We start from the raw sequence: 23,325 nt of genomic DNA on the forward strand, positions 1-23,325 counted from the left end.
GGTTCAGCGGCCGGCTGCGCGCTCGTCGAGGTCTTCATCAAAGTCTTGATCAAAGTCTTCGTCGCGTGCGTAGCCGTCGTTTTCCTCCTCGCCAGTGCGCGGCACCGCGAACGCCCACTCCGGCAGGTGCCCCGACGTGAGCAGCAGGTCCAGCAGGGTCGCCATGCTGTACTGCGAGTCGATGACGAGCGCCCGGTCCACGAAGATTCCGGCCACGGAACCGCTGCCGAGAGCCCACGACAGCCATGCCAGCATGCAGAGCGGCGCGGGCCGGGCCGCGCGCGGCGCCATCGCGACGACGGTACGCAGCAGGGTGATCGCGATGCGGATCCGGTCAACGTCGGGTCGTTCACGCTGCAGGCCAAGCATGATGTCGCCGGTGTGCTTGGCGTTCGGGTCGCCGGCGTGCATCTCCTCGGTGACCAGGTCGTCGAGACTGCGCCCGGTTTCGGACTGGAGTCGTGCGTATCGCCGATTGAGTTCGTGGGCGCGCATTCCCTCTGCACGCCCGAACGCGAACTGCACCATGATCTGGTCGCGATTGGGCGGCGACTGCACGAGCACGAGCAGTGCCGCGGCGTTCTCCTCCGAGGGGGGATTCTGCCAGGTCAGCGCCTCCTCGGCGATCATGACCGGGTCGAGCATAAAACCAAGGGTGGGAAATAATGCCGGAGCGTTCTCAGCCCGCATGAGCAGGCGGTGGTACCGCCGGTAGACCCTGGCCAGGCGTTCCTTGGTGGCCGAATCAACACCGATCGGCTCGACGCCGTTCTGCAAGGTGCCAAGCGGATGCTCTGCGGCGGTCGTCGCCGCCTCGAACACCGGCGACTCTGCGATGTCACTGAGCGGATGCCCGCCCGCCGGGCACTGCGGGTCACGATAGCTGCCCCAGGCATCCGCTGCTACACACAGAGAATCTCGCAGCAGAAAACCGCTCAGCTCGAGTCGCCGATTCAAGATCTCGGCAAACCGTTCACCCGGGATGCCGGTGGTGCTCGCGAAGGACGCCCCGGTGTACAGGACCGGAACGACAGCGTCGACTCCCGGAATCTTGCACAGCATGCCGGCGAGAGTCGTCGCAATGCGCTTGTACACCTTCTGGGGTGCGCCTGGTTCTGGCAGGTTGAAACGCAGCGCACCGCAGGTGCGGTTGCCGCGAAAAGCAACCAGAACCGCGCTGGTCTCGGGCAGAAAACCGAGCAACTGGGGAACGAGTGCCAGAAAGTCTTGTGCCTTCTGAGCTTTGACAATGGTGGGTTGCATGCAGCCACTGTGCCGGGGAGCGTACCCGCAATGGCCGCCCCGCCCGCATCTGAGGATGAACCGGGCGGGTCTATTGCTGGGGAGGAAGCGCGGCGAGCAGCAGCATTTCGTCGGCGCGCACAGCGTTGCCCTGGTCGTCGAGCACGTCATAGTCGTCGAGCACGGTGTCATAGCCGTCGAGCACAATGCGCGCGGAGTCGATCCTGAGGTCAGGCGAAGAGGTTCGAAATGTATGCGACTTCGTCGGCGGACGGGTTCCATGAGGTGGCCGCCGTCGCGTTTTGAATGATCTGCTCTGGCTTGGTGGCACCGGCGATGACGCTGGTCAGGCCGGGCTGCGCCAGGAGCCAGGCGAATGTCGCCGCGAGCATGCTCACTCCGCGCGCGTCGCACCATTCCTGATATCGCTCGATCACATCCCACGGGGCGTCGTCGGCGAGGTGGCGTCGGATCATCATGATCCGGCTGTCGGCCGGGCCACCGGTACGGGAGAATTTGCCGGTGAACAAGCCGTTATACAACGGAAAGAACGGCAAGAAGCCCAGACCGAATGCATTCACCGCTGGCAACACCTCGTCCTCGACGTCCCGGACGAGCAGGCTGTATTCGTTCTGGCTGGAGATGAACGCGGGGTGTCCGTTCATGCGCGCGGTGAACTCGGCTTCGGCGATCTGCCAGCCGGCCAGGTTGGAATGACCGATATACCGAATCTTGCCCTCGGTGATGAGGTCGTCAAGCGTGGCGAGGGTCTCCTCGATCGGTGTCGAAGGGTCCGGCACGTGCAGCTGGTACAGATCGATCCAGTCGGTCTGCAAGCGTCTGAGGGAGGCCTCGACAGCCAGGCGGATGTAGCGGCGCGAGCCGCGTGCGCCCCAGTCCGCCCCGTTCAACCCGCCCATGTCCATGCCGAATTTGGAGGCAAGCACGATCTGATCGCGTTTACCGCGGAGGGAATGCCCCATGAGCGTTTCGCTCAGGCCGCGCTCGGCACCGTAGATATCGGCCGTGTCGAACAACGTCACCCCCGCCTCGAGTGCCGCGTCGATCACCGCCGTCGTGCCGTCCTGATTCTCCGACGCTGTTCCCGTGCGGCCGAAATTGTTGCAGCCGAGCCCGACTGTCGATACGGTCAGTCCGGAAGAGCCAAGTCTGCGATATTCAATCTGAGCCATCCCTACAGACTAGGGGCGCAGCATCCGTTTCTGGCGAACCAATCTGCACCTCCTGCACAGGCGGGGTGCGGGGCCGTTGTGTACCGATGTCCGAAACCCGCGAAGTGATAACAGGGTCGGCGGCTACAGTCGAATCATGGACAGCATCCCGACGCCGCGAACAAATCACGCGCTCCTTCGTCTTCCCAGCCCCATCGGCCGACTCGAACTCACCGCAGACGCGGGGGGCATCCTCACTCTTTCCATTGAAACCAACGGCCAGCTGCCCCTCGACGCGACCGCGGAGACGCCCTCCCCGGTGTTGCAGCGTGCGGCCGAACAACTCGATGAGTACTTCGCCGGAACCCGCCAGACCTTCGACCTTCCCGTGCATCTGACGCGGGGCACCGAGTTTCAACGCAGCGTCTGGGCGCGGCTGGCGACCCTGAAATTCGGCGACGTCATCTCGTACGGTGCGCTCGGCAGCGAGATCGGACGGGTCGGATCGGGCCGCGCCATCGGCGGGGCCGTCGGCGCGAATCCCGTGCCGATCATCATCGGCTGTCACCGCGTGCTCGCGACGAGCGGCCAGATCACCGGCTACAGCGCCGGTCAAGGCATCACGACCAAGGCCTGGCTGCTCGACCACGAGAAAATCGCACACCGATAACCGCGCCGAACTCCCCGTCGGTTCAGCGCCGAGCGAGCGGGAGCAGGCCAAGCGCCCGCACTGCGTCGCGCTCCTCCACCAACTCCGCGACAGAGGCTGCTATGCGGCTGCGCGAGAATTCGTTCAGCTGCAGCGCGGGCACGATGCGCCACTGCCCATCAACGGATCGCACCGGGAAGGAACAGACCAATCCAGCCGGAACGTCATACGAGCCATCAGAGACCACTCCGGCGCTGGTCCAGTCCACACCGCGGCCGGTAACCCAGTCACGCACGTGGTCGATGGCGGCGTTGGCGGCGGAGGCGACGGACGAACCGCCACGCACGGCGATGATCTCGGAGCCACGCTGGGCGACTCGCGGAATGAAGGTCTCTGCCAGCCACCGCTCATCGACGAGCTCGCGAACCGCACGGCCGCCTGCCGTCGCGTGAAAGACATCCGGATATTGACTGGCCGAATGGTTTCCCCACACGGTCAGCCCGTGAATCGCCCCCACGCTGACGTCGAGGTGATTCGCCAATTGCCCGACGGCCCGGTTGTGATCGAGCCGCGTCATTGCGCAAAAGCGGTCCGACGGCACGTCGGGCGCGTGTGCGGCCGCAATGAGCGCGTTCGTGTTGGCCGGGTTACCCACCACGAGCACGCGCACATCATCGGCGCCGCCCGCGTTGATGGCGGCACCCTGCGGCCCAAAGATGCGCCCGTTGGCTTCGAGCAGATCGGCGCGTTCCATGCCCGGACCGCGCGGGCGAGAGCCGACCAACACTGCGATGTTCACGCCATCGAATGCGACAGCGGGATCATCGGTGACCGTCACCCCCCGCAGCAGATCGAAGGCACAGTCTTCGAGTTCCAGGGCGGTGCCCTCGGCCGCCTTCACACCTTCCGGTATTTCCAACAGAGTCAGGTGAATCGGCGTCGTCGTGCCGAGTAACGCTCCGGCGGCGATGCGAAACACGAGCGCATAACCGATCTGACCGCCCGCACCGGTGACGGTCACACGAACCGGTTGCCGGGCAACGGGAACGTTTACGGTTGCCGCTTCGGGTACGGTGCTGGCGTCTGTAGTCACGCGCCTAGCTTAACCCCGTTATAGATCGTGGATGATGCCGCGCGGCCCGCTGACGCGAGATGTTGCTCCACGACCAGTTCGAGCTCGCCGGGCGCACCGTGCTCCAGGCGAATTCCAACAGATCCGGCCCAATCGATGAGTTCAGCCGCACTCGCAAAATCGTGTTCGTGTTCGAGCAGGGCCCGGGTGAATTCGCCCTTGGACTTCTTATTGAAGTGGTTCAGGGCACGCTTCTGACCGTCCCCGCCGTCGGCGACGACCCGCAGATAGAACGACTCCGGTCGGACGGGTCGGGCGCCGAGAGCCACATAGGCCTCCGACCGCAGGTCCAGCAGCAACCCCCCGGTCTGGCCGAGGAGTTTCTGAATGTCAGCGCTCCAGTGCTGTTTCAACGTGTGATTGGCCACGGTCACATTCGGCACGCGCGAATCATGCGAGAGCCGGTACGCCGGTATCGGGTCAAGCGCAGCGAGGGGCCCAAGGAGTGCGGAGTGCACGACGAGGTGGGCGTGCGCGAAGTCACGCTGAGCCACCGAGAGGGTTCCAGCATCCAGTCCGTCGAACAGGACGCCGGTATACCGGTCAATGACCGCGAGCGTCGGAGAGGACAATAATTCGCGATTACGGTCGATCTCGAACAGCTGCGTGCGGCCCAGTTTGAGGGCGGCACGAGCAGCTTCCGGATGCCGCGCCAGGGCGACGAGCGCCCGCGCAAGTACCCGGCGTTTCACATTCAGGCCCGGGTGCGCCAACAGCGACCAGTTCAGGGGTACAGCTTCGCCGCCGGAGCGTTTCGTCTCCGACGGCGGAAGCAGTATCAGCACTGGTGTGACAGACGCAGGTGTTATGAACCCACGAGTTCGGCCGTGCGGGCCACGATGGTGACCGTGTCGTTATCGACCGACAAGAACCCATCCTCTGCCTTGGCCAGAACCTTCGAGCCGTCAGGCAGGGTCAGGCGCACGTCACCCAGCGCCAGAATCGCCAGCATGGGCTCGTGACCGGCGAGGATGCCGATCTCGCCCTCGACGGTCTTGGCTACAACCATCGACGCTTCGCCGGTCCAGACCTGGTGGTCGGCCGACACGATGCTGACGGACAGCGACTTTGCCATGCTTAGCCGTTCTCCTTCTGAATCTGAGCCCACTTCTCTTCAACGTCGTTGATGCCACCGACGTTGAAGAAGGCCTGCTCGGCCACGTGGTCGAACTCACCGTTGGCGATTGCGGTGAACGACTCGATGGTGTCCTTGAGCGGAACCGTCGAACCCTCGACACCGGTGAACTTCTTCGCCATGTAGGTGTTCTGCGACAGGAACTGCTCGATGCGGCGGGCACGGGAAACCGTGACCTTGTCTTCCTCGGAGAGCTCGTCAACGCCGAGGATCGCGATGATCTCCTGGAGTTCCTTGTTCTTCTGCAGGATCGCCTTGACGCGCACGGCCGTGTTGTAGTGATCGGCACCCAGGTAACGGGGGTCGAGGATACGACTGGTCGAGGTCAGCGGGTCGACGGCCGGATACAGGCCCTTCGACGCGATCGCTCGGGACAGCTCGGTCGTGGCATCCAGGTGGGCGAAGGTGGTCGCCGGTGCCGGGTCGGTGTAGTCATCGGCAGGGACATAGATCGCCTGGAGGGAGGTGATCGAGTGGCCACGGGTCGACGTGATGCGCTCCTGCAGGATACCCATCTCATCAGCCAGGTTGGGCTGGTAGCCCACGGCGGACGGCATACGGCCCAGCAGGGTCGACACCTCGGAACCGGCCTGGGTGAAGCGAAAGATGTTGTCGATGAAGAGCAAGACGTCTTGCTTTTCCACGTCGCGGAAGTACTCAGCCATCGTGAGGGCGGAGAGCGCGACGCGCAGGCGCGTTCCCGGCGGCTCGTCCATCTGGCCGAAGACGAGCGCGGTCTTGTCGAAGACGCCGGCTTCTTCCATCTCGGCAATGAGGTCGTTGCCCTCACGGGTACGCTCACCGACTCCGGCGAACACCGATACTCCACCGTGATCCTGCGCGACGCGCTGGATCATTTCCTGGATCAGCACGGTCTTGCCGACTCCGGCACCACCGAACAGGCCGATCTTTCCACCGAGAACATACGGCGTGAGAAGGTCGATGACCTTGATTCCGGTTTCGAACAGCTGAGTCTTGGACTCGAGCTGGTCGAAGGCCGGGGGCTTGCGATGGATGGGCCAGCGCTCGGTGATCTCGATCTTTTCGCCGGGCTGGGCGTTGAGCACCTCACCGATGACGTTGAAGACCTTGCCCTTGGTGACGTTTCCAACCGGAACCGTGATGGGGCTGCCGGTGTCGCGAACTTCCTGGCCGCGGACGAGTCCGTCGGTCGGGTTCAGCGCGATGGCGCGAACGAGGTCGTCACCGAGGTGCAGTGCAACCTCGAGAGTGATCTCGTTCGACTGGTCACCGATGGTGATCGTGGTCTTCAGGGCGTTGTAGATGCCGGGGATCGAGTCATGCGGAAACTCGATGTCGACAACGGGGCCCGTGACGCGCGCGATGCGGCCAACAGAGCCGGCCGTGTCCTCCGCCCGGACTGGCGCGATTGCGGTGTCAGTCATTGCTCTCTCTTCTCTGCCCATGGGACATGTGAACTACTTCTTAGCGGATGAGAGCGCGTCGGCTCCACCCACGATCTCGGAAATCTGCTGGGTAATCTCAGACTGACGCGCGTTGTTCGACAGGCGTGTGTAGTCCGTGATCAACTTGTCGGCGTTGTCGCTTGCCGACTTCATGGCCTTCTGGCGACTCGCGTGCTCGGAGGCCGCCGACTGCAGCATGGCGTTGAACAGACGACTCTCGATGTACACCGGAAGAAGGCTGTCCAAAACCGTTTCGACGTCGGGTTCGAACTCGTAGAGCGGAAGAACCTTGTTGTCGCCGGGTTCTTCCACCCCCTCAACGACCTCGAGGGGAAGCAGCCGAACAACTTCGGGAACCTGCGTGACCATGCTCACGAAACGGTTGTAGACGATGTGTATCTCGTCGACGCCGCCGTCGGAGTAGTCCGTGAGGAATGACTCCAGCAGTGCTTCGCCGATTTCCTTGGCCGTTTCAAACTGCGGCTGATCGGTTCCACCGGTCCAGACTCGCTCCGACGTGCGGTTGCGAAAGCTGAAGTAGGCGATGGCCTTCCGGCCGATCAGGAAATAGGAGATTTCCTTGCCCTGGCCACGGAGCAGCTCGCTGAGCGACTCCGCCTCCCGCAAAACCTGCGAGCTGAACGCGCCGGCCAAGCCTCGGTCGGAGGCGAAGATGACGACCGCTGCGCGCTCGATCTTCTCCGGCTCGGTGGTTAGCACGTGCTCGACGTTCGAGTACGTGGCCACCGCTGAAACGGCACGCGTCACCGCTCGCGAATACGGGGTCGACGCAGCGACCCGCGCCTGCGCTTTCTGGATGCGCGAGGCGGAGATCAGCTCCATGGCCCGAGTGATCTTCTTGGTCGTCTGGGCAGACTTGATCTTCTGCCGGTAGACCCGAAGTTGCGCTCCCATGTGTCTGCTTCCTTGTCTTTCAGTTCGTTGTCATCAGTGTTACTGCGTCGTCAGAGTCCGCGCGGACTACCGACGGTGCTTGACGATTTTTTCCTGGTTGACGTCTTCGACGGCGATAGCCTCGAATTTCTCCGTGCCCACCGAGGCAAGCGGCTTGCCTTCGCCGGTCTGGAATTCGAGCTTGAACTTGTCCACGCCTGCGGTGAGAGCTTGCACGGTCTCGTCAGAGAGAACGTTGGTCTCGCGCAGGTTCTTCAGGATCTCGGTGTTGCGGCCGAGGAAGTCGAGCAGCTCGCGTTCGAAGCGCAGCACGTCCGCAACGGGAACCTCGTCGAGCTTGCCGTTGATACCGGCCCAGATCGAGACGACCTGGTCCTCGACGGGATACGGCGAGTACTGCGGCTGACGCAGCAGTTCGGTGAGGCGGGCACCGCGGGCGAGCTGACGACGGCTGGCCGCGTCCAGGTCGGAGGCGAACATCGCGAAAGCTTCGAGTGAACGATACTGGGCCAACTCAAGCTTGAGCGTGCCGGAAACCTTCTTGATCGACTTGACCTGCGCGTCGCCACCGACACGAGAGACCGAGATGCCGACGTCGACAGCGGGACGCTGGTTGGCGTTGAACAGGTCGGACTGCAGGAAGATCTGGCCGTCGGTGATCGAAATCACGTTGGTCGGAATGTAGGCGGCAACGTCGTTGGCCTTGGTTTCGATGATCGGAAGACCGGTCATCGATCCCGCACCGAGCTCGTCGGAGAGCTTGGCACAACGCTCGAGCAGACGAGAGTGCAGGTAGAAGACGTCTCCGGGGTACGCTTCGCGTCCCGGCGGACGACGCAGAAGCAGTGATACGGCGCGGTAGGCCTCGGCCTGCTTGGAGAGGTCATCGAAGACGATGAGAACGTGCTTACCGGCGTACATCCAGTGCTGGCCGATGGCGGAACCGGTGTACGGGGCGAGGTACTTGAAGCCGGCCGGATCAGAGGCGGGAGCAGCGACGATGGTGGTGTACTCCATCGCTCCGGCATCCTCGAGTGCACCCTTCACCGAAGCGATGGTGGAACCCTTCTGGCCGATGGCGACGTAGATGCAACGAACCTGCTTGTTGCTGTCGCCCGACTCCCAGTTGGCCTTCTGGTTGATGATGGTGTCGATCGCGATCGCGGTCTTGCCGGTCTGGCGGTCGCCGATGATCAGCTGACGCTGGCCGCGGCCGATCGGGATCATGGCGTCGATGGCCTTGATACCGGTCTGCATCGGTTCGTGGACCGACTTGCGGCTCATTACGCCGGGAGCCTGCAGTTCGAGGGCACGACGGCCTTCGGTCGCGATGTCTCCGAGTCCGTCAATGGGGGCGCCGAGCGGGTCGACGACACGGCCGAGGTAACCGTCGCCGACGGGAACGGAGAGAACCTCGCCGGTGCGGTGCACCTCCATGCCCTCAACGATGCCGCCGAACTCGCCGAGCACGACGACGCCGATCTCATCTTCGTCGAGGTTCTGGGCCAGGCCCAGGGTGCCGTCGGCGAATTTGATGAGCTCGTTGGCCATCACACCGGGCAAGCCCTCAACGTGGGCGATACCGTCGCCGGCCGTGGTGACGTAGCCGACCTCGGTCGTTGATGTCTTGTTCGGCTCGTAGGACTTCACGAAGTCCTGGAGAGCGCCACGGATCTCATCGGGGCTGATCGTTAGTTCTGCCATCATCTTCCCTTTTCTGTACGGGGGTACAGGTTCTGTCTGTTCGAGGACGCTGCCGCCCTGGGTCATCTGGTGCTGCTGGGTTTATGGTGCTGCTGGTACCGATCCTGCTGGTACTCAGCGAGCGAGCTGAAGTCTCAGATCTGCAAGGCGGGTTGCGATGCTGCCGTCGATCACCAGATCGCCGATTTGCACGCGTACTCCACCCACCAGGGCCGGGTCGACGACCTGGTTGATGGTGAGTGCGCGTCCGTGGCGTTCCTGGAGGTTCTTCTGCAAGCGGTCGAGCTGGGCGGGCGCCAGAACGCTCGCCGACGTCACGGTCGCGATCGACGTGCCGGACTGGTCGGCCACGATAGCTGCTGCGTGTCGCAGCAGTTCACCGATGCGGCGGCCGCGAGGCTGCTGAACCAGATGCCGCACAATGGCGAGCGTCTGACCGGAGACTTTACCGGCCAAGAGCTTCTCAACCAGGGCGGCTTTAGCGTCGACTTTTCCGAGCTTGCTGGCCAGGGCCAGCTCCAGCCCAGCGTCCGACGACACCGTCTTGCCGAAGGCGAACAGTTCGCCCTCGATTGACGTTCCGGCCGCAGCAGACAATGCGGATGCCCGCAGGCCCAGTTCTTCGATCCCGGCCAGCAGGTCGTCGTGGCTGGACCAGCGTTCGGCAACGGCGGCGGCAAGCAGGTCGAGCGCCCGAGGCGTCACGTCGCGTCCGAAGACGGCACGAACGAGAGTGACCTTGGCGGACGGCTCCGCTGACGCATCGCCCAGGGCCGACACAAGCTGGGACGACGACCCGATCACACGACCGGCCCCGAAGAGGCTTTCGCCCGTCGCCAGATCAGTCGTGCCGTCGGGAACGGACAGTGCCGCCCTCGATGTGGCGAGTGCTTCTCTGGTGGCGCTTCCCATTTGCTAGATCTTTCCTGCTGCTGGAGCTGCTGCGTGAGCTGGTACTTCGCTGGCTTCGAGTTCGGCCAGGAAACGATCGACGATGGCACTGGCCTTCGCGTCGTTGGACAGGCTTTCACCGATCACACCCGAGGCGAGGTCGATGGCAAGGGTGCCAACCTCGCTGCGAAGCGATACGACGGCTGCCTGACGTTCGGCTTCAATCTGCGTCTTGGCGCTGGCCGCGATGCGACCGGCTTCGGCCGCAGCCTGCTCCTTGTGCTCAGCGACGATGCGCTGGCCGTCGGTGCGGGCCTGGTCGCGAATCGCGCCGGCTTCGGCGCGGGCGTCAGCAAGCTGGGCCGTGTACTGCACGAGTGCAGCTTCGGCCTTGCGCTGGGCGTCGTCGGCCTTGGCGATGTTGCCCTCGATGGCTTCTGCACGGTCGTCAAGAAGCTTCTGCATTCTGGGCAGCACAAGCTTCCAGAAGAAGAACAAAATCACGACAAAGCAGACCGCCGACCAGATGATGTCGTACCACTCCGGAATGAGCGGGTTTTTAGCCGCTTCTTCAGTTGCGGCTGCAATTACTGCGTGAAGCATCATGCCTCCTAACTAAGTAGTGAAGAGGACTAGTTCGTGAAGATGAAGTAGGTGGCGATGCCGATGAAGGCGAGCGCCTCGGTGAAGGCGATACCGATGTACATCAGCACCTGCAGGCGACCGGCCAGCTCAGGCTGGCGTGCGACACCTTCGATGGTCTTGCCAACGACGATACCTACACCGATTGCCGGGCCGATGGCTGCGAGGCCATAACCGACGGTCGCGATGTTTCCGTTGATTTCCGCGAGAACGGTTGTTGCGTCCACGTATGTTTCCTTCCGTGATGGTGAATTCGGCGAGTGCCGGATTCCTAAAGTGTCTAGTGTTCCTCAGCCAGCGCGAGCTGGATGTAGACGGCGGTGAGTAGGGCAAAAATGTAAGCCTGGAGGACGGCAATCAGCACTTCGAAGAGCGTGAAGGCGAAGCCGAAGACGAGGGTGCCAGCGCCGAAGAGCTTGAACCCGCCATCCGCAGTGAAGAAGAAGAACTGGGTGGCGCTGAAGAACAGCACGAGCAGGAGGTGCCCGACGATCATGTTCATCATCAGTCGGAGCGTCAGCGTGACCGGTCGCACCAGGAACGTCGAGATGAATTCGATCGGCGTCACGATGATGTACAGGGCTGGCGGCACTCCGGGCGGGAAGAGCGAGTTGCGGAAGAACTTCGCCGGACTCTTCTTGACACCGGCGTAAATGAACGTGCCGTAGGAGATGACACCGAGAAGCAGCGGAACCCCGATCACCGACGTGCCGGCAATGTTGAGGAACGGAATGATTCCGGTGATGTTCATGAACAACACCATGAAGAAGATGGTCGTCAGCAGCGGCAGGAAACGCTTGCCGTCTTTCTTGCCGAGCAGGTCTTCGGCGATGTTGACGCGCACGAAATCGAGTCCCATTTCGGCCAGGCTCTGGCCGCGGGTGGGAATGATCTTCATGCGGCGAGTGCCGAGCCAGAAGACCAGCATCAGAACGGCGATCGCGAGGAAGCGAATCAGAATGATGCGGTTGATCTCGAACGGAGTATCAGCAAAAAATATTACGTCGGGGAAGAACTCATTGATGGAGGGACCGTGAAATTCACCGTCGCCGGTGGCAGACGGGACCATCAGGTTTACGGCGATTTCTAGCAGCGCTTTCTCCTGTTTCGGGGCGGTGAGCTCTGCTCGCGCAACGACGAATGGGGCAGGTTTACGACGCTGAATAGCAGGTGCAAACCGGGGTGGGATCGGTGTTTACTCTAGCAAAGATCACGCGCGGAGCCGAATCGAGAGCAGGATCCGTGGGCGAACGGGTCGAAGGGTTACTCGTCGACCGGGGCGGGGGGCAGTCTGACGTCGCTGACGTACGGCATCCGGCTCGTCATAACCACCACAGCGTCCACGACGAGGGAACCCACGACGCCGGCGACGATGCAGAAGAAGAGCACCATCGGTTGAATCCACTCCCGATCCTGCAGCACCACGAGCAGCACCAGGAACACGACGAATTTGAGCAACCAACCGCCCATGATGATGCCGAAGAAGCCGCCGATGGCGGATTCGTTTCCGGCCACCCGATTGGCCAGCAGAATACTGCCGGCCGTGATGCCCATGAAGGCCACCGACATGACCGTTCCGATCAGGGCGCTGAGCACACCGGTGCCGCCGTCGATGAGGTAGCCGATGACGGAACCGACCACGGCGATGGCGATGGCGACCCAGGCCCCGTAGATCAGGATGCGACGCAGCACGGGGATCGAGGTGGGCTGAGTGGAGGCGGGTGGGGTGGCGCTGGTCATACGTTCTCCTCGGCAGGCGCCGCCGCGGAGGCGGTCGCTCGTGTCGTGTGTGGTTCTGCTGTTGCAGTTGCGGGGATGGTCTGGTCGTGAGCCTGGGCGGCTTCGTCGAGTGGGTCGAGCTGATCGAGCAGGGCTCCCTGCACCGGAGCCGACTGGCTGATCCACTCACCGGTCTTGCGGCGGCCGAGCGGTGCGAGCGTGACGACGGTGCAGATGAGCAGCGAGGTCACCAGGAAGATGGTCGCATACCAGGTCGGCAGGGCGAAATAGACCGGCAGGATGTAGTAGAGCAGGCATCCAATGGATGCTGCGGCTGTCCACCCGTAGAAGATCAATACGGCGTGCAGGTGGGAGTGTCCCATATCGAGCAGCCGGTGGTGCAGGTGTTTTCGGTCGGCGCTGAAAGGCGATTTGCCGGCCCTCACCCGCCGGAACACAGCCAGCCCGAAGTCGAGCAGCGGAATGATCATGATCGCCACCGGCAGCAGGATGGGGATGAACGCCGGGAAGAGCTGCGAGCGGTTGATGGCGGTCGGGTCGATCTGGCCGGTGATGGCGATGGCGCTTGTGGCCATGAGCAGGCCGACGAGGAGCGCGCCGGCATCGCCCATGAACATCTTGGCCGGGTGCCAGTTCAACGGGAGGAACCCCACACAGGCACCGACCAGGATGGCGGCGATGAGGGAGGCGAGGTTGAAGTAGTTGGTCGGCGAGGTGTCACGCACGAGCAAATAGCTGTAGAGAAAGAACACACCGTTGGCAATCAGGGCCACGCCGGTGACGAGGCCGTCGAGGCCGTCGATGAAGTTGATCATGTTCATGACCACCACGATGGCGACGACCGTGAACACTATCGACATCCAGCCACTGCCGACCGTCAGTCCGCCGATCGGCAGGGAGTAGATCTGTACGCCCTGCCAGGCGACAAGCCCGGCGGCGATGAACTGGCCGGCTAGTTTGGTCATCCAGTCGAGGTCCCAGATGTCGTCGGCGACGCCGACGAGCACGATGAGCAGGGCCGCGCCGAGAATGGCGAGAATCTGGTGCGGATCGGCGAACACCAGCCGGAGCGGTGCGAAGGCGCCCGCCACAATGTAGGCGATACCGAAGGCAACCAGGATGCCGAGGAACATGGCGATGCCGCCGAGGCGCGGCGTGGGCCGGGTGTGCACGTCACGTTCGCGAATTTTCGGGTACAGCCGGTACTTGTGGCTGAGTTTGTAGACCACGATCGAGAGCACGAACGTGACGATCGCGGAAACGAGCGCGAGCAGGAAAAAAAGAGTCATGTGCTACCGGCTGGCATCCGATTCGTCCTGAGCTGCGTCCTGGGAGGGGGCAAGGACCGTAGGTGCCGCATCCGCTGGAACCGGTTCTGCTGGTGTTCCGGGCACAGCGGGCTCGGCGGCGAGCAGGTCGCCCACGACAGCCTCGATCGCGTCGCGGGAGATGACGCCGCTACGCACGATGTAGAGGAAACCGCCGTTCGTCTCGAAGCCGCTCGCGTCCACGATCGTCGAGGAACCGTCGCCGGTCTGGCCGAACACGCTGTCATACGTTGTGCCGGCGGTGCCGCCGTCGAGGTAGACGTCGACGTTCTCGCCGAATGCCGCTTCGGCGGCCTGGGCGTCACGGGTTGCGGGCATCCCGCTGAGGTTGGCGCTCGAGACGGCGAGCGGGCCGGTTTCGGCGAGCAGATCGAGCGTGATCTGGTTGCTCGGCATGCGCAGCGCAACGGTGCCGCGGGTTTCACCGAGATCCCAGACCAGCGAGGGCTGGGCGTTCACGATGACCGTCAATCCGCCGGGCCAGAACGCCGCGACCAGGTCGCGCACCGGCTGGGGCACGTCAACGGCCAGGGCGTCGAGGGTGGGGATGCCGGGAATGAGGACGGGCGGAGGCGATTGGCGTCCGCGGCCCTTCGCGTCGAGAAGCAGCTGTACTGCCTCGGCGTTGAATGCGTCAGCGGCCACACCGTAGACCGTGTCGGTGGGGACGACGACGAGCGCGCCGCGGCCGATCGCTGTGCGCGCCAGTGCGATGTGCGCGCGGTAGTTCGAGGGGCTCGTGTCTGACTCGCTCGTGTCTGAGTCGCTCGTGCAATCGTAGATACGTGTCATTTCCGGCAATTCTAGCCCAGCGCGGCTGTAAAGAGCGGATGCGCGCCCAGTTCAGGGCACGGTGCGGTCTAGGGGTGCACCGCCGTGGTGGCTCGGTCACGGCTGGTGTAATCGCGGTGCGTCGCCGGTACGCGCCAACCGTCGGCGCTGAGCAGCGCGCGGATGTCCGCTCCCTGCAGTTCGCCGTGCTCGATGACGAGTACACCGCCGGCCCGCAGCAATCGCAGGCCGGTTGTCGACACGCTGCGCACCACGTCGAGGCCATCGGCGCCGCCGAACAGTGCGTGGGCGGGATCGAACAGGCGTACTTCGGGATCGCGGGGAATCGCATCCGCAGGAATATAGGGCGGATTCGAGATGACGACGGCGACCGTGCCGTCGAGCAGAGCGAACGCGTCGGCGAGGTCACCGAATGCGAGAGTGGCGTTGCCGGCGGCGACCTCGTCGAAGTTGCGGGTGGTCCAGGGGAAGGCTTCCGGCGAGTTTTCGATCGCGAAAATGCGGGAGTGCGGCACCTCGGTGGCCAGGGCCAGGGCGATCGCGCCGCTTCCAGTGCCGAGGTCGACGCCGATCGGCTCCGGATCAGGCATGGAACGCAGCGCGTCGATGGCGAATTGGGCGACCTGCTCCGTTTCGGGGCGCGGCACGAACACCCCCGGCCCCACGTTCAAGGACAGGGACCGGAACGGGGCCCGGCCGGTGATGTGCTGCAGTGGTTCGCGCGTGCTGCGGCGGGCCAGCAGGGTGTCGATGACGGCGGCATCCTCTTGACTGATCGGTCGATCCAAAATGCTGCCGGCCTGCACCTCACCGCGGCTTTGGCCGAGCACGTGGCCGATCAGCAGGTCGGCGTCGACCTCGGGATCGGTGATGCCGGCCGCGGTGAGCAGGCCGATCGCTCGGTTTCGCACGGAAGTCAGGGTCGGGGGCAGGGCAGAATCTGAAGATGGCACGTAGTGAAATGTAACGCACCAATTCGTTGCGGGCCCGAAGACCTAGGCTGGAGACGGCCTTTTCCACCGAACGAAAGTTGCCCTCGTGTCCCAGAAGATCTATGCCGACATCACCAAAGCTGTTGGTGGAACCCCGCTCGTCAAACTCAATCGTTTGACCGCCGGCCTCGGCGCGACTGTGCTAGCGAAGCTTGAATTTTACAACCCTTCCAGCAGTGTGAAGGACCGCATTGGCGTGGCGATCATCAACGCGGCTGAGCAGGACGGTTCACTCCAGCCCGGCGGAACCATCGTCGAAGCGACCAGTGGCAACACGGGCATCGCCCTCGCCATGGTCGGCGCCGCCCGCGGTTATGCGGTCATTCTGGCCATGCCCGAAACAATGAGCAAGGAACGCCGCGTCATGATGCGGGCGTACGGCGCCGAGATCGTACTGACCTCCGGTGCCGATGGCATGCGCGGAGCGGTCGAGAAGGCCGCCGAGATCGTCGCCAACACGCCGGGTGCCGTACTGGCCAGCCAGTTCACGAACCCGGCCAACCCGGCCATTCACCGAGCGACCACCGGGGTCGAGATCTGGGACGACACCGAGGGCACGGTCGACATTCTCGTCGCGGGCATCGGTACCGGCGGGACCCTCTCGGGCACTGGCGGCTACCTCAAGGAGCGGAAGCCGGGTCTCAAGGTCGTCGGTGTCGAGCCGATCGACTCTCCCATTCTCACGGGCGGCAAGCCTGGCCCGCATAAGATTCAGGGCCTCGGCGCCAACTTCGTGCCGGAAACCCTCAACCGCGGTATCTACGATTCGATCACCGACGTGACCCTGGCCGACTCGCTCTCCACGGCCCGCGCACTTGGCACGGACGAGGGCATCCTCGGCGGAATCTCCGGCGGCGCCGCCGTCTGGGCAGCGCTCGAGCAGGCCAAGCTGCCCGAGAACGAGGGCAAGACGATCGTCGTCATCATTCCCGGGTTCGGTGAGCGCTACATCTCGACCGTGCTCTACGAAGACCTGCTGGACTAAGCGAAATTCGACTGCCCGCTATGAATCCTTTTGCCCGTATCCGGGAAGATGTCGCGGCGGCGCGCACCCACGATCCCGCCGCGCGCAGCAACACCGAGGTGTTTCTTGCCTACAGTGGGCTGCACGCGGTGTGGTCGTACCGGATCGCTAACCGCCTCTGGCGGGCCGGGCTGCAGCTGCCGGCCCGCCTGGTGTCGCAACTGGCGCGATTCCTGACCGGGATTGAGATTCATCCGGGGGCAACCATCGGACGGCGCTTGTTCATCGATCACGGCATGGGCGTCGTGATCGGTGAAACGGCAGTGCTCGGTGACGATGTCATGCTGTACCACGCCGTAACGCTGGGCGGCAAGAGCCGACACGGGCATGCTCGTGGGGTGCGACGGCATCCGCATCTGGAAGACGGCGTCACCGTCGGCTCCGGCGCCAAGGTGCTCGGTCCGATCACCATCGGCGCCTGGAGCACCGTCGGCTCGAACGCCGTCGTGACCAAGACCGCCCCGCCGCGGTCGCTGCTCGTGGGCGTGCCCGCAACGATACGGCCACAAACCCCGGAAACGGCCGAGTCTGCCCGCGGAGGCACCCTCGAACCGGAATACTACCTCTAACCCGTCGCGAACGGGTCTGCCGCTGCCGCCCCACCGGCGCGAGGCTACTCGGGGTCGCCGAGCTCGGCCAGGCGGGTTTCCTCGTCGGCATGGATGCAGGAGTCGATGACGGGGCCGAGGGCACCATTCATGACGGCATCCAGGTTGTAGGCCTTGTAACCGGTGCGGTGATCGGCGATGCGGTTCTCCGGAAAGTTGTACGTGCGAATGCGCTCTGAGCGATCCATCGTACGAATCTGACCCTTGCGCACGAGACTCGCTGCCGCATCGATCTCTTCCTGCTGCCGGGCCAGGACGCGGGCCCGCAATACGCGCATGCCGGCTTCCTTGTTCTGCAGCTGCGACTTCTCGTTCTGCATCGCGACCACGATCCCGGTGGGAAGGTGGGTGATGCGTACGGCGGAGTCGGTGGTATTGACCGACTGGCCGCCCGGGCCGCTCGAGCGGTATACGTCGATCTTGAGGTCGTTCGGGTGCAGTTCGACCTCTTCGGGCTCATCAACCTCGGGGAAGACCAGAACGCCGGCGGCCGAGGTGTGAATGCGTCCCTGCGACTCGGTGGCCGGCACGCGCTGGACGCGATGCACGCCGCCCTCATACTTCAGGTGCGCCCACACGCCCTCGGCCGGATCGCTCGAATTGCCCTTGATCGCGAGCTGAATATCTTTGATGCCGCCGAGATCACTCGAGGTCTGCTCGATGATCTCGGTTTTCCAGCGCTTCGACTCGGCGTAGTGCAGGTACATGCGCAGCAGATCGGCGGCGAACAGCGCCGATTCGGCACCGCCCTCCCCCATCTTGATCTCCATGATCACGTCGCGGGCGTCGAGTTCGTCACGCGGAATCAGCAGTCGTCGCAGCTTTTCAGCCGACACCTCAAGCTGTTCCACGAGGCCTGGAATCTCCTCGGCGAAGGCAGCATCCTCGTCGGCGAGCTCACGAGCGGCCTCGAGGTTGTCGTCAACCTCTTTCCACTCGTGGTACGCCGCGATGATGCGGCTCAGCTCGGCGTAGCGCCGGTTGACCTTCTTCGAACGGACCGGATTGGCGTGCAGCTCCGGATCCGCCAACTGCGACTGCAGGTCGTCGTGCTCGGCCAGCAGCGTGAGGACGGATTCGAACATTACTTGTCCTTGTCTGACCCGTTCAGGGTCGGCATCGACTTCTGAACCTGCATGAGGAATTCAACGTTCGACGAGGTCTCCTTGAGACGGCCGAGGATGAGTTCGAGTGCCTGCTGCTGTTCGAGCCCGGCGAGGGCGCGGCGCAGCTTCCAGGTGACCTTGACTTCATCGGCGCTCATCAGCATTTCTTCGCGGCGGGTGCCCGATGCGTTCACGTCGACGGCGGGGAAGATTCGCTTGTCAGCCAGCTGGCGCGACAGGCGAAGTTCCATGTTGCCGGTGCCCTTGAACTCCTCGAAGATGACTTCGTCCATTTTTGAACCGGTCTCGACGAGCGCGGAGGCGAGGATGGTGAGTGAGCCACCGTTCTCGATGTTGCGCGCCGCGCCGAAGAAGCGCTTCGGCGGATACAGAGCGGATGCGTCGACGCCGCCGGAGAGGATACGACCGGAGGCTGGCGCCACCAGGTTGTAGGCGCGGCCGAGGCGGGTGATCGAGTCGAGCAGCACGACGACATCGTGACCCAGTTCGACCAGACGCTTGGCGCGCTCGATGGCGAGTTCGGCGACCGTGGTGTGGTCTTCGGCGGGGCGATCGAAGGTGGAGGCGATGACCTCACCCTTCACCGTGCGCTGCATGTCGGTGACCTCTTCGGGGCGCTCATCGACCAGAACGACCATGAGGTGCACCTCGGGGTTGTTGGTGGCGATGGCGTTGGCGATCTGCTGCATGACGATGGTCTTGCCGGCCTTGGGCGGCGCGACGATCAGGCCGCGCTGGCCCTTGCCGATCGGGGCGACGAGGTCGATGATGCGCTGGGTGAGTTTGCCCGGCTCGGTCTCGAGGCGCAGGCGTTCCGTCGGGTATAGCGGGGTGAGCTTGTGGAAGTCGACGCGGGCCTGGGCCGCCTCAACGGTCTGGCCGTTGATCGAGTCGACCTTGACGATGGCGTTGTACTTCTGGCGGCCGGACTGGTCGCCCTCGTGCGGCTGGCGGATGGATCCGACGACGGCGTCACCCTTGCGCAGGTTGTACTTCTTGACTTGGCCGAGTGACACGTAGACGTCGCTCGCGCCGGGCAGGTAGCCGGAGGTGCGCACGAACGCGTAGTTGTCGAGCACGTCGAGGATGCCGGCAACGGGAATGAGAACGTCGTCGTCGTTGACCTCGGGTTCGAAGTCGTCACCCTGGTTCGGGCCGCGACGCTTGCGGTCACGATACCGGTTGCGGTTGCCGCGGCCGTTCAGATCGTCGTCGAGCTGGTTGCGGTCGGGACCCTGGTTGCGGTCGGGACCCTGGTTGCGGTCCTGGCCCTGATTGCGATCCTGGCCGCGATCGTTCTGGCCCTGATTGCGATCCTGGTTGCGGTCGCCCTGGCCCTGGTTGCGCTCGGCCTGCGCCTGTGCACGCTCCTGGTTGCGTTCCTGGTTTCGCTCGTTGCGAGCCTGACGCTGGCTTTGCGCCCGCGTCATTCCCTCATCGTTGGTGCCGTTCTGGTTGCGGTCGTTCTGGTTGTTCTGACTGTTCTGGTTGTTCTGGTTGTTCTGGCGATCGGTGGCCGGAGCCTGATCGCCCTGGCTGCGGTCAGCGCCCTGCGCCCGCTCAGCACCACGGCTGCGGCTACGGCTGCGGCCCTGGCGGGGTACGCCGGAGTCGGTCGAGTCCTCCGTCGATTCGGCGGGTGCGTCAGTCAGGGTCTCCGAAGCGTCAACGACTTCAAGATCGGCGGCCACGTCATCATCAGACACGGCGGGCGACTCGGCGGGCGTTTCAGCGGAAGGGCGCTGCGATGAGGCACGACGGGACGGGCGGCGGGCGGCCGGTGCGTTCTCGGCGGGTGCCTCAGCAGGTGCCTCGACGGGTGTTTCGACGGGCGCATCAGCGGAGTCGGAGACCACGGCGGCAACGTCGTCAATGTGCGTGGTCGCCACTTGCACGCGCTTACGCGTTTGGCGAACCGGCTTGTCGATAATTGGTGCGACGTCGGTGGAGGCGTTTTCTGAAGCGGATGCCGCAGCATCCGCCGTTGCAGGATCAGTGCTGGAAGTCACCGCATTGGAAACCGCCGCGCCACGGGCGTTGCGGGCGATGCGGGACCCGGCGGCGGGAGCGTCAGGCAGAATGATGCCAAATCCGGTACTGGCGTCGGCATTGACGTGGGACTTGGCGGGAGCGGCCGTGCTGGTACTGGCACGACGCGGTGCTCGCTTGCGCGGGGCGGTTTCGAGAGCCTCGGCGAGGCTCTCGATCGGTGCGCTCTCGGGTACGACGGCAACCGGGGCAGCAGCGACCGGGGCAGTATCAACCGGCGCAGTATCAACCGGGGCAGTATCAACCGGCGCAGTATCAACTGCGTGCGTAGCTTCGACGGAAGCAGCGCCGCTGGCACCTGTCTGAGCCGTGGTAATTGCGGCCACGAGTTCTCCTTTACGAAGTTTGGAAGCGCCGGAGATTCCCAGTTCAAGGGCCAGAGCCTGAAGCTCGGACACGCGAAGAGTACTCAGGCGGGGAAGATCCGAGCCAGTGGCGCGGAGGTTGACATCAGTCACGAAGGGGGTTCCTTTCCCCTGCCGAACAAAAATTCAGGCCAGGAGATGTATGCAGCGACGAATGCGCTGCGGGTGATCCAATCCGACAAGTGGAGGGGATTGGTGTAAAGACACACAGCTACGCACGAAATCGCAATAGCAGTGAGGGAGGGAATGCACCGGAGAAGATGTCGCCATGGGCGGTTTCTATCGGGTGCGCTTCAACCATAGCACTCCACCGCCAGCCGGACCGACGCGCGCGCGGCGCGCCGGTCCGTCGGAACGCTCGCTACGCAGCGCTCTCCTGGGTGAGCGGATGCACGGTGGCACCCTGCACGTCAACGGCGAGCATCAGGGCGCGCCACGGGGTATCTGATTGACTCGCGACGAGTTCGGCCGCCACCAGGCGCTGGCCAGGGTCGCTAGCGAGCACGAGAATGGATGGCCCGGCACCGGACACGACGGCCGCGAAGCCGGCGGCGCGCAGCAGAATAATGAGCTTGTTCGTCTCCGGCATGGCGGCGGCGCGGTAGCTCTGGTGCAGCTTGTCCTCGGTCGCGGCGAGCAGCAGCTCCGGGCTCTGTATGAGGGCAGCGATCAGCAATGCGGAACGCGACAGGTTGAAGACGGCATCCTCGTGCGGCACCGAGGCCGGTTGCAGGCTGCGTGCGAGCGCGGTTGACATTTCTTGCTCTGGCACGAACACGAGCGGCTTGACGCCACGATGCACCATGAGCTTCTTGTGACGTGGGCCCTCCGGGGTGGTCCAGGCAATGGTCAATCCGCCAAACAGCGCCGGAGCGACGTTGTCGGGGTGTCCTTCCATCTCGGTGGCGAGCACGAGCAACATTTCGGCATCGATGTCGACGATGCCCTCGAGCAGTCCCTTCGCGGCCATGATGCCCGACACGATGGCCGCGCCGGAGGAGCCGAGGCCGCGCCCGTGCGGAATGACGTTGTGCGCCACGATATCGAGTCCGGGCATGGGCTGGCCGACGGCCATGAAGGTGTGGATGATGGCCCGCACGACGAGGTTGCTCTCGTCGGTCGGTACCAGGCCGGCACCGACACCGTGCACCTCGACGAACACACCGGGTTCGGCGCGCACGGTCACCTCGAGCTGGTCGTATTTGGCGAGCGCCAAGCCGAGGGTGTCAAAGCCGGGGCCGAGGTTGGCCGTCGTGGCCGGTACCTGCACCGAGACCGCGCGGCCGAGTAGTGAAACGGGGCTGGTCATGCCTTGGCCAGGCCGAGCACGCTCGCGATTTCGGCGGTGTCCACCGGAACGATGGTGGGGAAAACGTCGGAGCCGTCGGCGGTACGCAGCGCCCACTGCGGGTCCTTCAATCCGTGACCGGTGACCGTGATAACCACGGTCGATCCCTGAGGAATGAACCCGGCTTCGGCACGCTCGAGTAGACCAGCCACACCGATCGCGGATGCCGGTTCCACGAAGATCCCGACCTCGGCCGAGAGGATGCGGTGGGCTTCGAGAATTTTCGCATCGGTGATGGCGCCGAAGTAGCCGTCGCTCTGCTCCCGCGCGTTCAGCGCAAGGTCCCACGACGCCGGGTTGCCGATGCGGATGGCGCTCGCAATGGTTTCGGGCTGGTCGACGCGGTGGCCGAGCACGATCGGGGCGCTGCCGGAGGCCTGGAAGCCGAACATGCGCGGCAGCTTCGTCGTGGCGCCGCGCGCGACCTCTTCGCTGTAGCCGCGAAAATACGCGGTGTAGTTGCCGGCGTTGCCGACCGGAACGAATTGAAAGTCGGGGGCGTCGCCGAGTGCCTCGACGACCTCGAAGGCGGCGGTCTTCTGCCCCTCGATGCGGTCGGGGTTGACCGAGTTGACCAGGTGCACCGGATAGTTGGTGGCGAGGTCGCGGGCGATGTCGAGGCAGTCGTCGAAGTTGCCTTGCACCTGCAGCAGCTGCGCGTTGTGGGCGACGGCTTGGCTGAGCTTGCCCATGGCGATCTTGCCCTCAGGCACGAGCACGGCGGCGGTGATGCCAGCGTGGGCGGCATAGGCAGCGGCGGAGGCGCTCGTGTTGCCGGTCGAGGCGCAGATGACGGCTTTCGCGCCGTCTTCCATGGCCTTGGAAATGGCCATGGTCATGCCGCGGTCTTTGAACGACCCGGTCGGGTTCATGCCCTCGAACTTGATCCAGACCTTGGCACCGGTGCGGGCGGAGAGCGCGGCGGCCGGAATGAGCGGTGTGCCGCCCTCACCCAGGGTGATGATCGGGGTCGCGGCCGAGATGTTCAGTCGGTCGGAGTATTCGTTCAATACCCCGCGCCACTGGCGGCTGATAATCGCGCC

At 64.1% G+C, this 23,325-nt stretch carries 23 protein-coding genes; 3 read left to right on the forward strand and 20 right to left on the reverse strand.

Annotated elements, in window-relative coordinates:
• Positions 1-3 precede the first annotated feature (3 nt).
• Together E3N85_RS04835 and E3N85_RS04840 are read right to left on the reverse strand one after the other, a co-directional pair.
• Positions 4-1,263, reverse strand: coding sequence for a DUF4192 domain-containing protein (locus E3N85_RS04835; RefSeq protein ID WP_166783857.1), 1,260 nt, complete (start codon positions 1,261-1,263; stop codon positions 4-6).
• Positions 1,264-1,472: 209 nt separating this feature from the next.
• Positions 1,473-2,435 carry an aldo/keto reductase gene (locus tag E3N85_RS04840; RefSeq protein ID WP_134460087.1) on the reverse strand — a complete coding sequence of 321 codons (963 nt, stop codon included), beginning with the start codon at positions 2,433-2,435 and terminating at the stop codon, positions 1,473-1,475.
• Between the two features lie 136 nt (positions 2,436-2,571).
• On the opposite strand from E3N85_RS04840, the gene E3N85_RS04845 reads away from it, so the two are divergent.
• Positions 2,572-3,084 carry a methylated-DNA--[protein]-cysteine S-methyltransferase gene (locus tag E3N85_RS04845; RefSeq protein WP_134460089.1) on the forward strand — a complete coding sequence of 171 codons (513 nt, stop codon included), beginning with the start codon at positions 2,572-2,574 and terminating at the stop codon, positions 3,082-3,084.
• A gap of 22 nt (positions 3,085-3,106) precedes the next feature.
• Here the strand turns inward: E3N85_RS04845 and E3N85_RS04850 are convergent, their stop codons facing one another.
• The 14 genes from E3N85_RS04850 to prmC all read right to left on the reverse strand — a co-directional run bounded on the left by E3N85_RS04850 (position 3,107) and on the right by prmC (position 15,701).
• Positions 3,107-4,156, reverse strand: coding sequence for a malate dehydrogenase (locus E3N85_RS04850; RefSeq protein WP_134460092.1), 1,050 nt, complete (start codon positions 4,154-4,156; stop codon positions 3,107-3,109).
• Complete coding sequence (locus E3N85_RS04855; protein WP_134460093.1) at positions 4,153-4,980, reverse strand: YaaA family protein; 828 nt, start codon at positions 4,978-4,980, stop codon at positions 4,153-4,155. The genes E3N85_RS04850 and E3N85_RS04855 overlap by 4 nt, the downstream gene beginning before the upstream one ends.
• Before the next feature lie 20 nt (positions 4,981-5,000).
• A complete protein-coding gene (locus tag E3N85_RS04860) occupies positions 5,001-5,270 on the reverse strand; it encodes a F0F1 ATP synthase subunit epsilon (RefSeq protein ID WP_134460096.1) in 270 nt (89 codons plus the stop codon).
• Between the two features lie 2 nt (positions 5,271-5,272).
• Positions 5,273-6,736: a F0F1 ATP synthase subunit beta gene (atpD, locus tag E3N85_RS04865; RefSeq protein WP_134460099.1), complete on the reverse strand. Its 1,464-nt coding sequence runs from the start codon at positions 6,734-6,736 to the stop codon at positions 5,273-5,275.
• A 33-nt stretch (positions 6,737-6,769) separates the two neighbouring features.
• Entirely contained in the window at positions 6,770-7,672 is a 903-nt protein-coding gene (locus E3N85_RS04870; RefSeq protein ID WP_134460102.1) for a F0F1 ATP synthase subunit gamma, read from the reverse strand.
• Between the two features lie 66 nt (positions 7,673-7,738).
• Positions 7,739-9,376, reverse strand: a complete 1,638-nt coding sequence (atpA, locus tag E3N85_RS04875; RefSeq protein ID WP_134460748.1) for a F0F1 ATP synthase subunit alpha — start codon at positions 9,374-9,376, stop codon at positions 7,739-7,741.
• A 114-nt stretch (positions 9,377-9,490) separates the two neighbouring features.
• Positions 9,491-10,288 (reverse strand): F0F1 ATP synthase subunit delta, encoded by a 798-nt coding sequence (locus E3N85_RS04880; protein WP_134460105.1) that lies wholly within the window; start codon positions 10,286-10,288, stop codon positions 9,491-9,493.
• Between the two features lie 3 nt (positions 10,289-10,291).
• Entirely contained in the window at positions 10,292-10,870 is a 579-nt protein-coding gene (locus E3N85_RS04885; RefSeq protein ID WP_134460108.1) for a F0F1 ATP synthase subunit B, read from the reverse strand.
• A 29-nt stretch (positions 10,871-10,899) separates the two neighbouring features.
• Positions 10,900-11,136 (reverse strand): ATP synthase F0 subunit C, encoded by a 237-nt coding sequence (gene atpE / locus E3N85_RS04890; RefSeq protein WP_079728361.1) that lies wholly within the window; start codon positions 11,134-11,136, stop codon positions 10,900-10,902.
• A gap of 53 nt (positions 11,137-11,189) precedes the next feature.
• Positions 11,190-11,978 (reverse strand): F0F1 ATP synthase subunit A, encoded by a 789-nt coding sequence (gene atpB, locus E3N85_RS04895; RefSeq protein WP_134460110.1) that lies wholly within the window; start codon positions 11,976-11,978, stop codon positions 11,190-11,192.
• 194 nt (positions 11,979-12,172) lie between these two features.
• Complete coding sequence (locus tag E3N85_RS04900) at positions 12,173-12,649, reverse strand: hypothetical protein (RefSeq protein WP_134460113.1); 477 nt, start codon at positions 12,647-12,649, stop codon at positions 12,173-12,175.
• A complete protein-coding gene (locus tag E3N85_RS04905) occupies positions 12,646-13,938 on the reverse strand; it encodes an MraY family glycosyltransferase (RefSeq protein ID WP_134460116.1) in 1,293 nt (430 codons plus the stop codon). The genes E3N85_RS04900 and E3N85_RS04905 overlap by 4 nt, the downstream gene beginning before the upstream one ends.
• A 3-nt stretch (positions 13,939-13,941) precedes the next feature.
• Positions 13,942-14,769: an L-threonylcarbamoyladenylate synthase gene (locus E3N85_RS04910; protein ID WP_134460118.1), complete on the reverse strand. Its 828-nt coding sequence runs from the start codon at positions 14,767-14,769 to the stop codon at positions 13,942-13,944.
• A 68-nt stretch (positions 14,770-14,837) separates the two neighbouring features.
• On the reverse strand, positions 14,838-15,701 hold the full coding sequence (prmC, locus tag E3N85_RS04915; protein ID WP_134460752.1) for a peptide chain release factor N(5)-glutamine methyltransferase: 864 nt from the start codon (positions 15,699-15,701) through the stop codon (positions 14,838-14,840).
• A 106-nt stretch (positions 15,702-15,807) separates the two neighbouring features.
• On the opposite strand from prmC, the gene cysK reads away from it, so the two are divergent.
• The gene (gene cysK / locus E3N85_RS04920; RefSeq protein ID WP_134460121.1) at positions 15,808-16,746 is read left to right on the forward strand and encodes a cysteine synthase A; all 939 of its coding nucleotides are present in this window, start codon (positions 15,808-15,810) and stop codon (positions 16,744-16,746) included.
• A 20-nt stretch (positions 16,747-16,766) separates the two neighbouring features.
• Complete coding sequence (gene epsC / locus E3N85_RS04925; RefSeq protein WP_134460124.1) at positions 16,767-17,354, forward strand: serine O-acetyltransferase EpsC; 588 nt, start codon at positions 16,767-16,769, stop codon at positions 17,352-17,354.
• 44 nt (positions 17,355-17,398) lie between these two features.
• Here the strand turns inward: epsC and prfA are convergent, their stop codons facing one another.
• The 4 genes from prfA to thrC form a co-directional block, all read right to left on the reverse strand.
• Complete coding sequence (gene prfA / locus E3N85_RS04930) at positions 17,399-18,478, reverse strand: peptide chain release factor 1 (RefSeq protein WP_134460127.1); 1,080 nt, start codon at positions 18,476-18,478, stop codon at positions 17,399-17,401.
• Positions 18,478-21,027, reverse strand: coding sequence for a transcription termination factor Rho (rho, locus tag E3N85_RS04935; protein ID WP_134460130.1), 2,550 nt, complete (start codon positions 21,025-21,027; stop codon positions 18,478-18,480). The genes prfA and rho overlap by 1 nt, the downstream gene beginning before the upstream one ends.
• A gap of 268 nt (positions 21,028-21,295) precedes the next feature.
• On the reverse strand, positions 21,296-22,243 hold the full coding sequence (thrB, locus tag E3N85_RS04940; protein ID WP_134460133.1) for a homoserine kinase: 948 nt from the start codon (positions 22,241-22,243) through the stop codon (positions 21,296-21,298).
• Positions 22,240-23,316 carry a threonine synthase gene (gene thrC, locus E3N85_RS04945; protein ID WP_134460754.1) on the reverse strand — a complete coding sequence of 359 codons (1,077 nt, stop codon included), beginning with the start codon at positions 23,314-23,316 and terminating at the stop codon, positions 22,240-22,242. Before thrC ends, thrB begins: the two co-directional genes overlap by 4 nt.
• Positions 23,317-23,325 lie beyond the last annotated feature (9 nt).

The sequence above is a fragment of the Cryobacterium sp. Hz9 genome (genome assembly GCF_004402825.1).
In the GTDB taxonomy this organism is placed as follows: domain Bacteria; phylum Actinomycetota; class Actinomycetes; order Actinomycetales; family Microbacteriaceae; genus Cryobacterium; species Cryobacterium gelidum.

Coding starts and splice junctions, on each gene's coding strand:
- prfA (WP_134460127.1), bottom strand. CDS start 18,478: ATGTTCGAATCCGTCCTCACGCTGCTGGCCGAGCACGACGACCTGCAG.
- E3N85_RS04845 (WP_134460089.1), top strand. CDS start 2,572: ATGGACAGCATCCCGACGCCGCGAACAAATCACGCGCTCCTTCGTCTT.
- E3N85_RS04880 (WP_134460105.1), bottom strand. CDS start 10,288: ATGGGAAGCGCCACCAGAGAAGCACTCGCCACATCGAGGGCGGCACTG.
- E3N85_RS04860 (WP_134460096.1), bottom strand. CDS start 5,270: ATGGCAAAGTCGCTGTCCGTCAGCATCGTGTCGGCCGACCACCAGGTC.
- E3N85_RS04905 (WP_134460116.1), bottom strand. CDS start 13,938: ATGACTCTTTTTTTCCTGCTCGCGCTCGTTTCCGCGATCGTCACGTTC.
- E3N85_RS04840 (WP_134460087.1), bottom strand. CDS start 2,435: ATGGCTCAGATTGAATATCGCAGACTTGGCTCTTCCGGACTGACCGTA.
- atpD (WP_134460099.1), bottom strand. CDS start 6,736: ATGACTGACACCGCAATCGCGCCAGTCCGGGCGGAGGACACGGCCGGC.
- atpB (WP_134460110.1), bottom strand. CDS start 11,978: ATGGTCCCGTCTGCCACCGGCGACGGTGAATTTCACGGTCCCTCCATC.
- thrB (WP_134460133.1), bottom strand. CDS start 22,243: ATGACCAGCCCCGTTTCACTACTCGGCCGCGCGGTCTCGGTGCAGGTA.
- E3N85_RS04910 (WP_134460118.1), bottom strand. CDS start 14,769: ATGACACGTATCTACGATTGCACGAGCGACTCAGACACGAGCGAGTCA.
- epsC (WP_134460124.1), top strand. CDS start 16,767: ATGAATCCTTTTGCCCGTATCCGGGAAGATGTCGCGGCGGCGCGCACC.
- E3N85_RS04885 (WP_134460108.1), bottom strand. CDS start 10,870: ATGCTTCACGCAGTAATTGCAGCCGCAACTGAAGAAGCGGCTAAAAAC.
- E3N85_RS04835 (WP_166783857.1), bottom strand. CDS start 1,263: ATGCAACCCACCATTGTCAAAGCTCAGAAGGCACAAGACTTTCTGGCA.
- E3N85_RS04900 (WP_134460113.1), bottom strand. CDS start 12,649: ATGACCAGCGCCACCCCACCCGCCTCCACTCAGCCCACCTCGATCCCC.
- atpA (WP_134460748.1), bottom strand. CDS start 9,376: ATGGCAGAACTAACGATCAGCCCCGATGAGATCCGTGGCGCTCTCCAG.
- E3N85_RS04870 (WP_134460102.1), bottom strand. CDS start 7,672: ATGGGAGCGCAACTTCGGGTCTACCGGCAGAAGATCAAGTCTGCCCAG.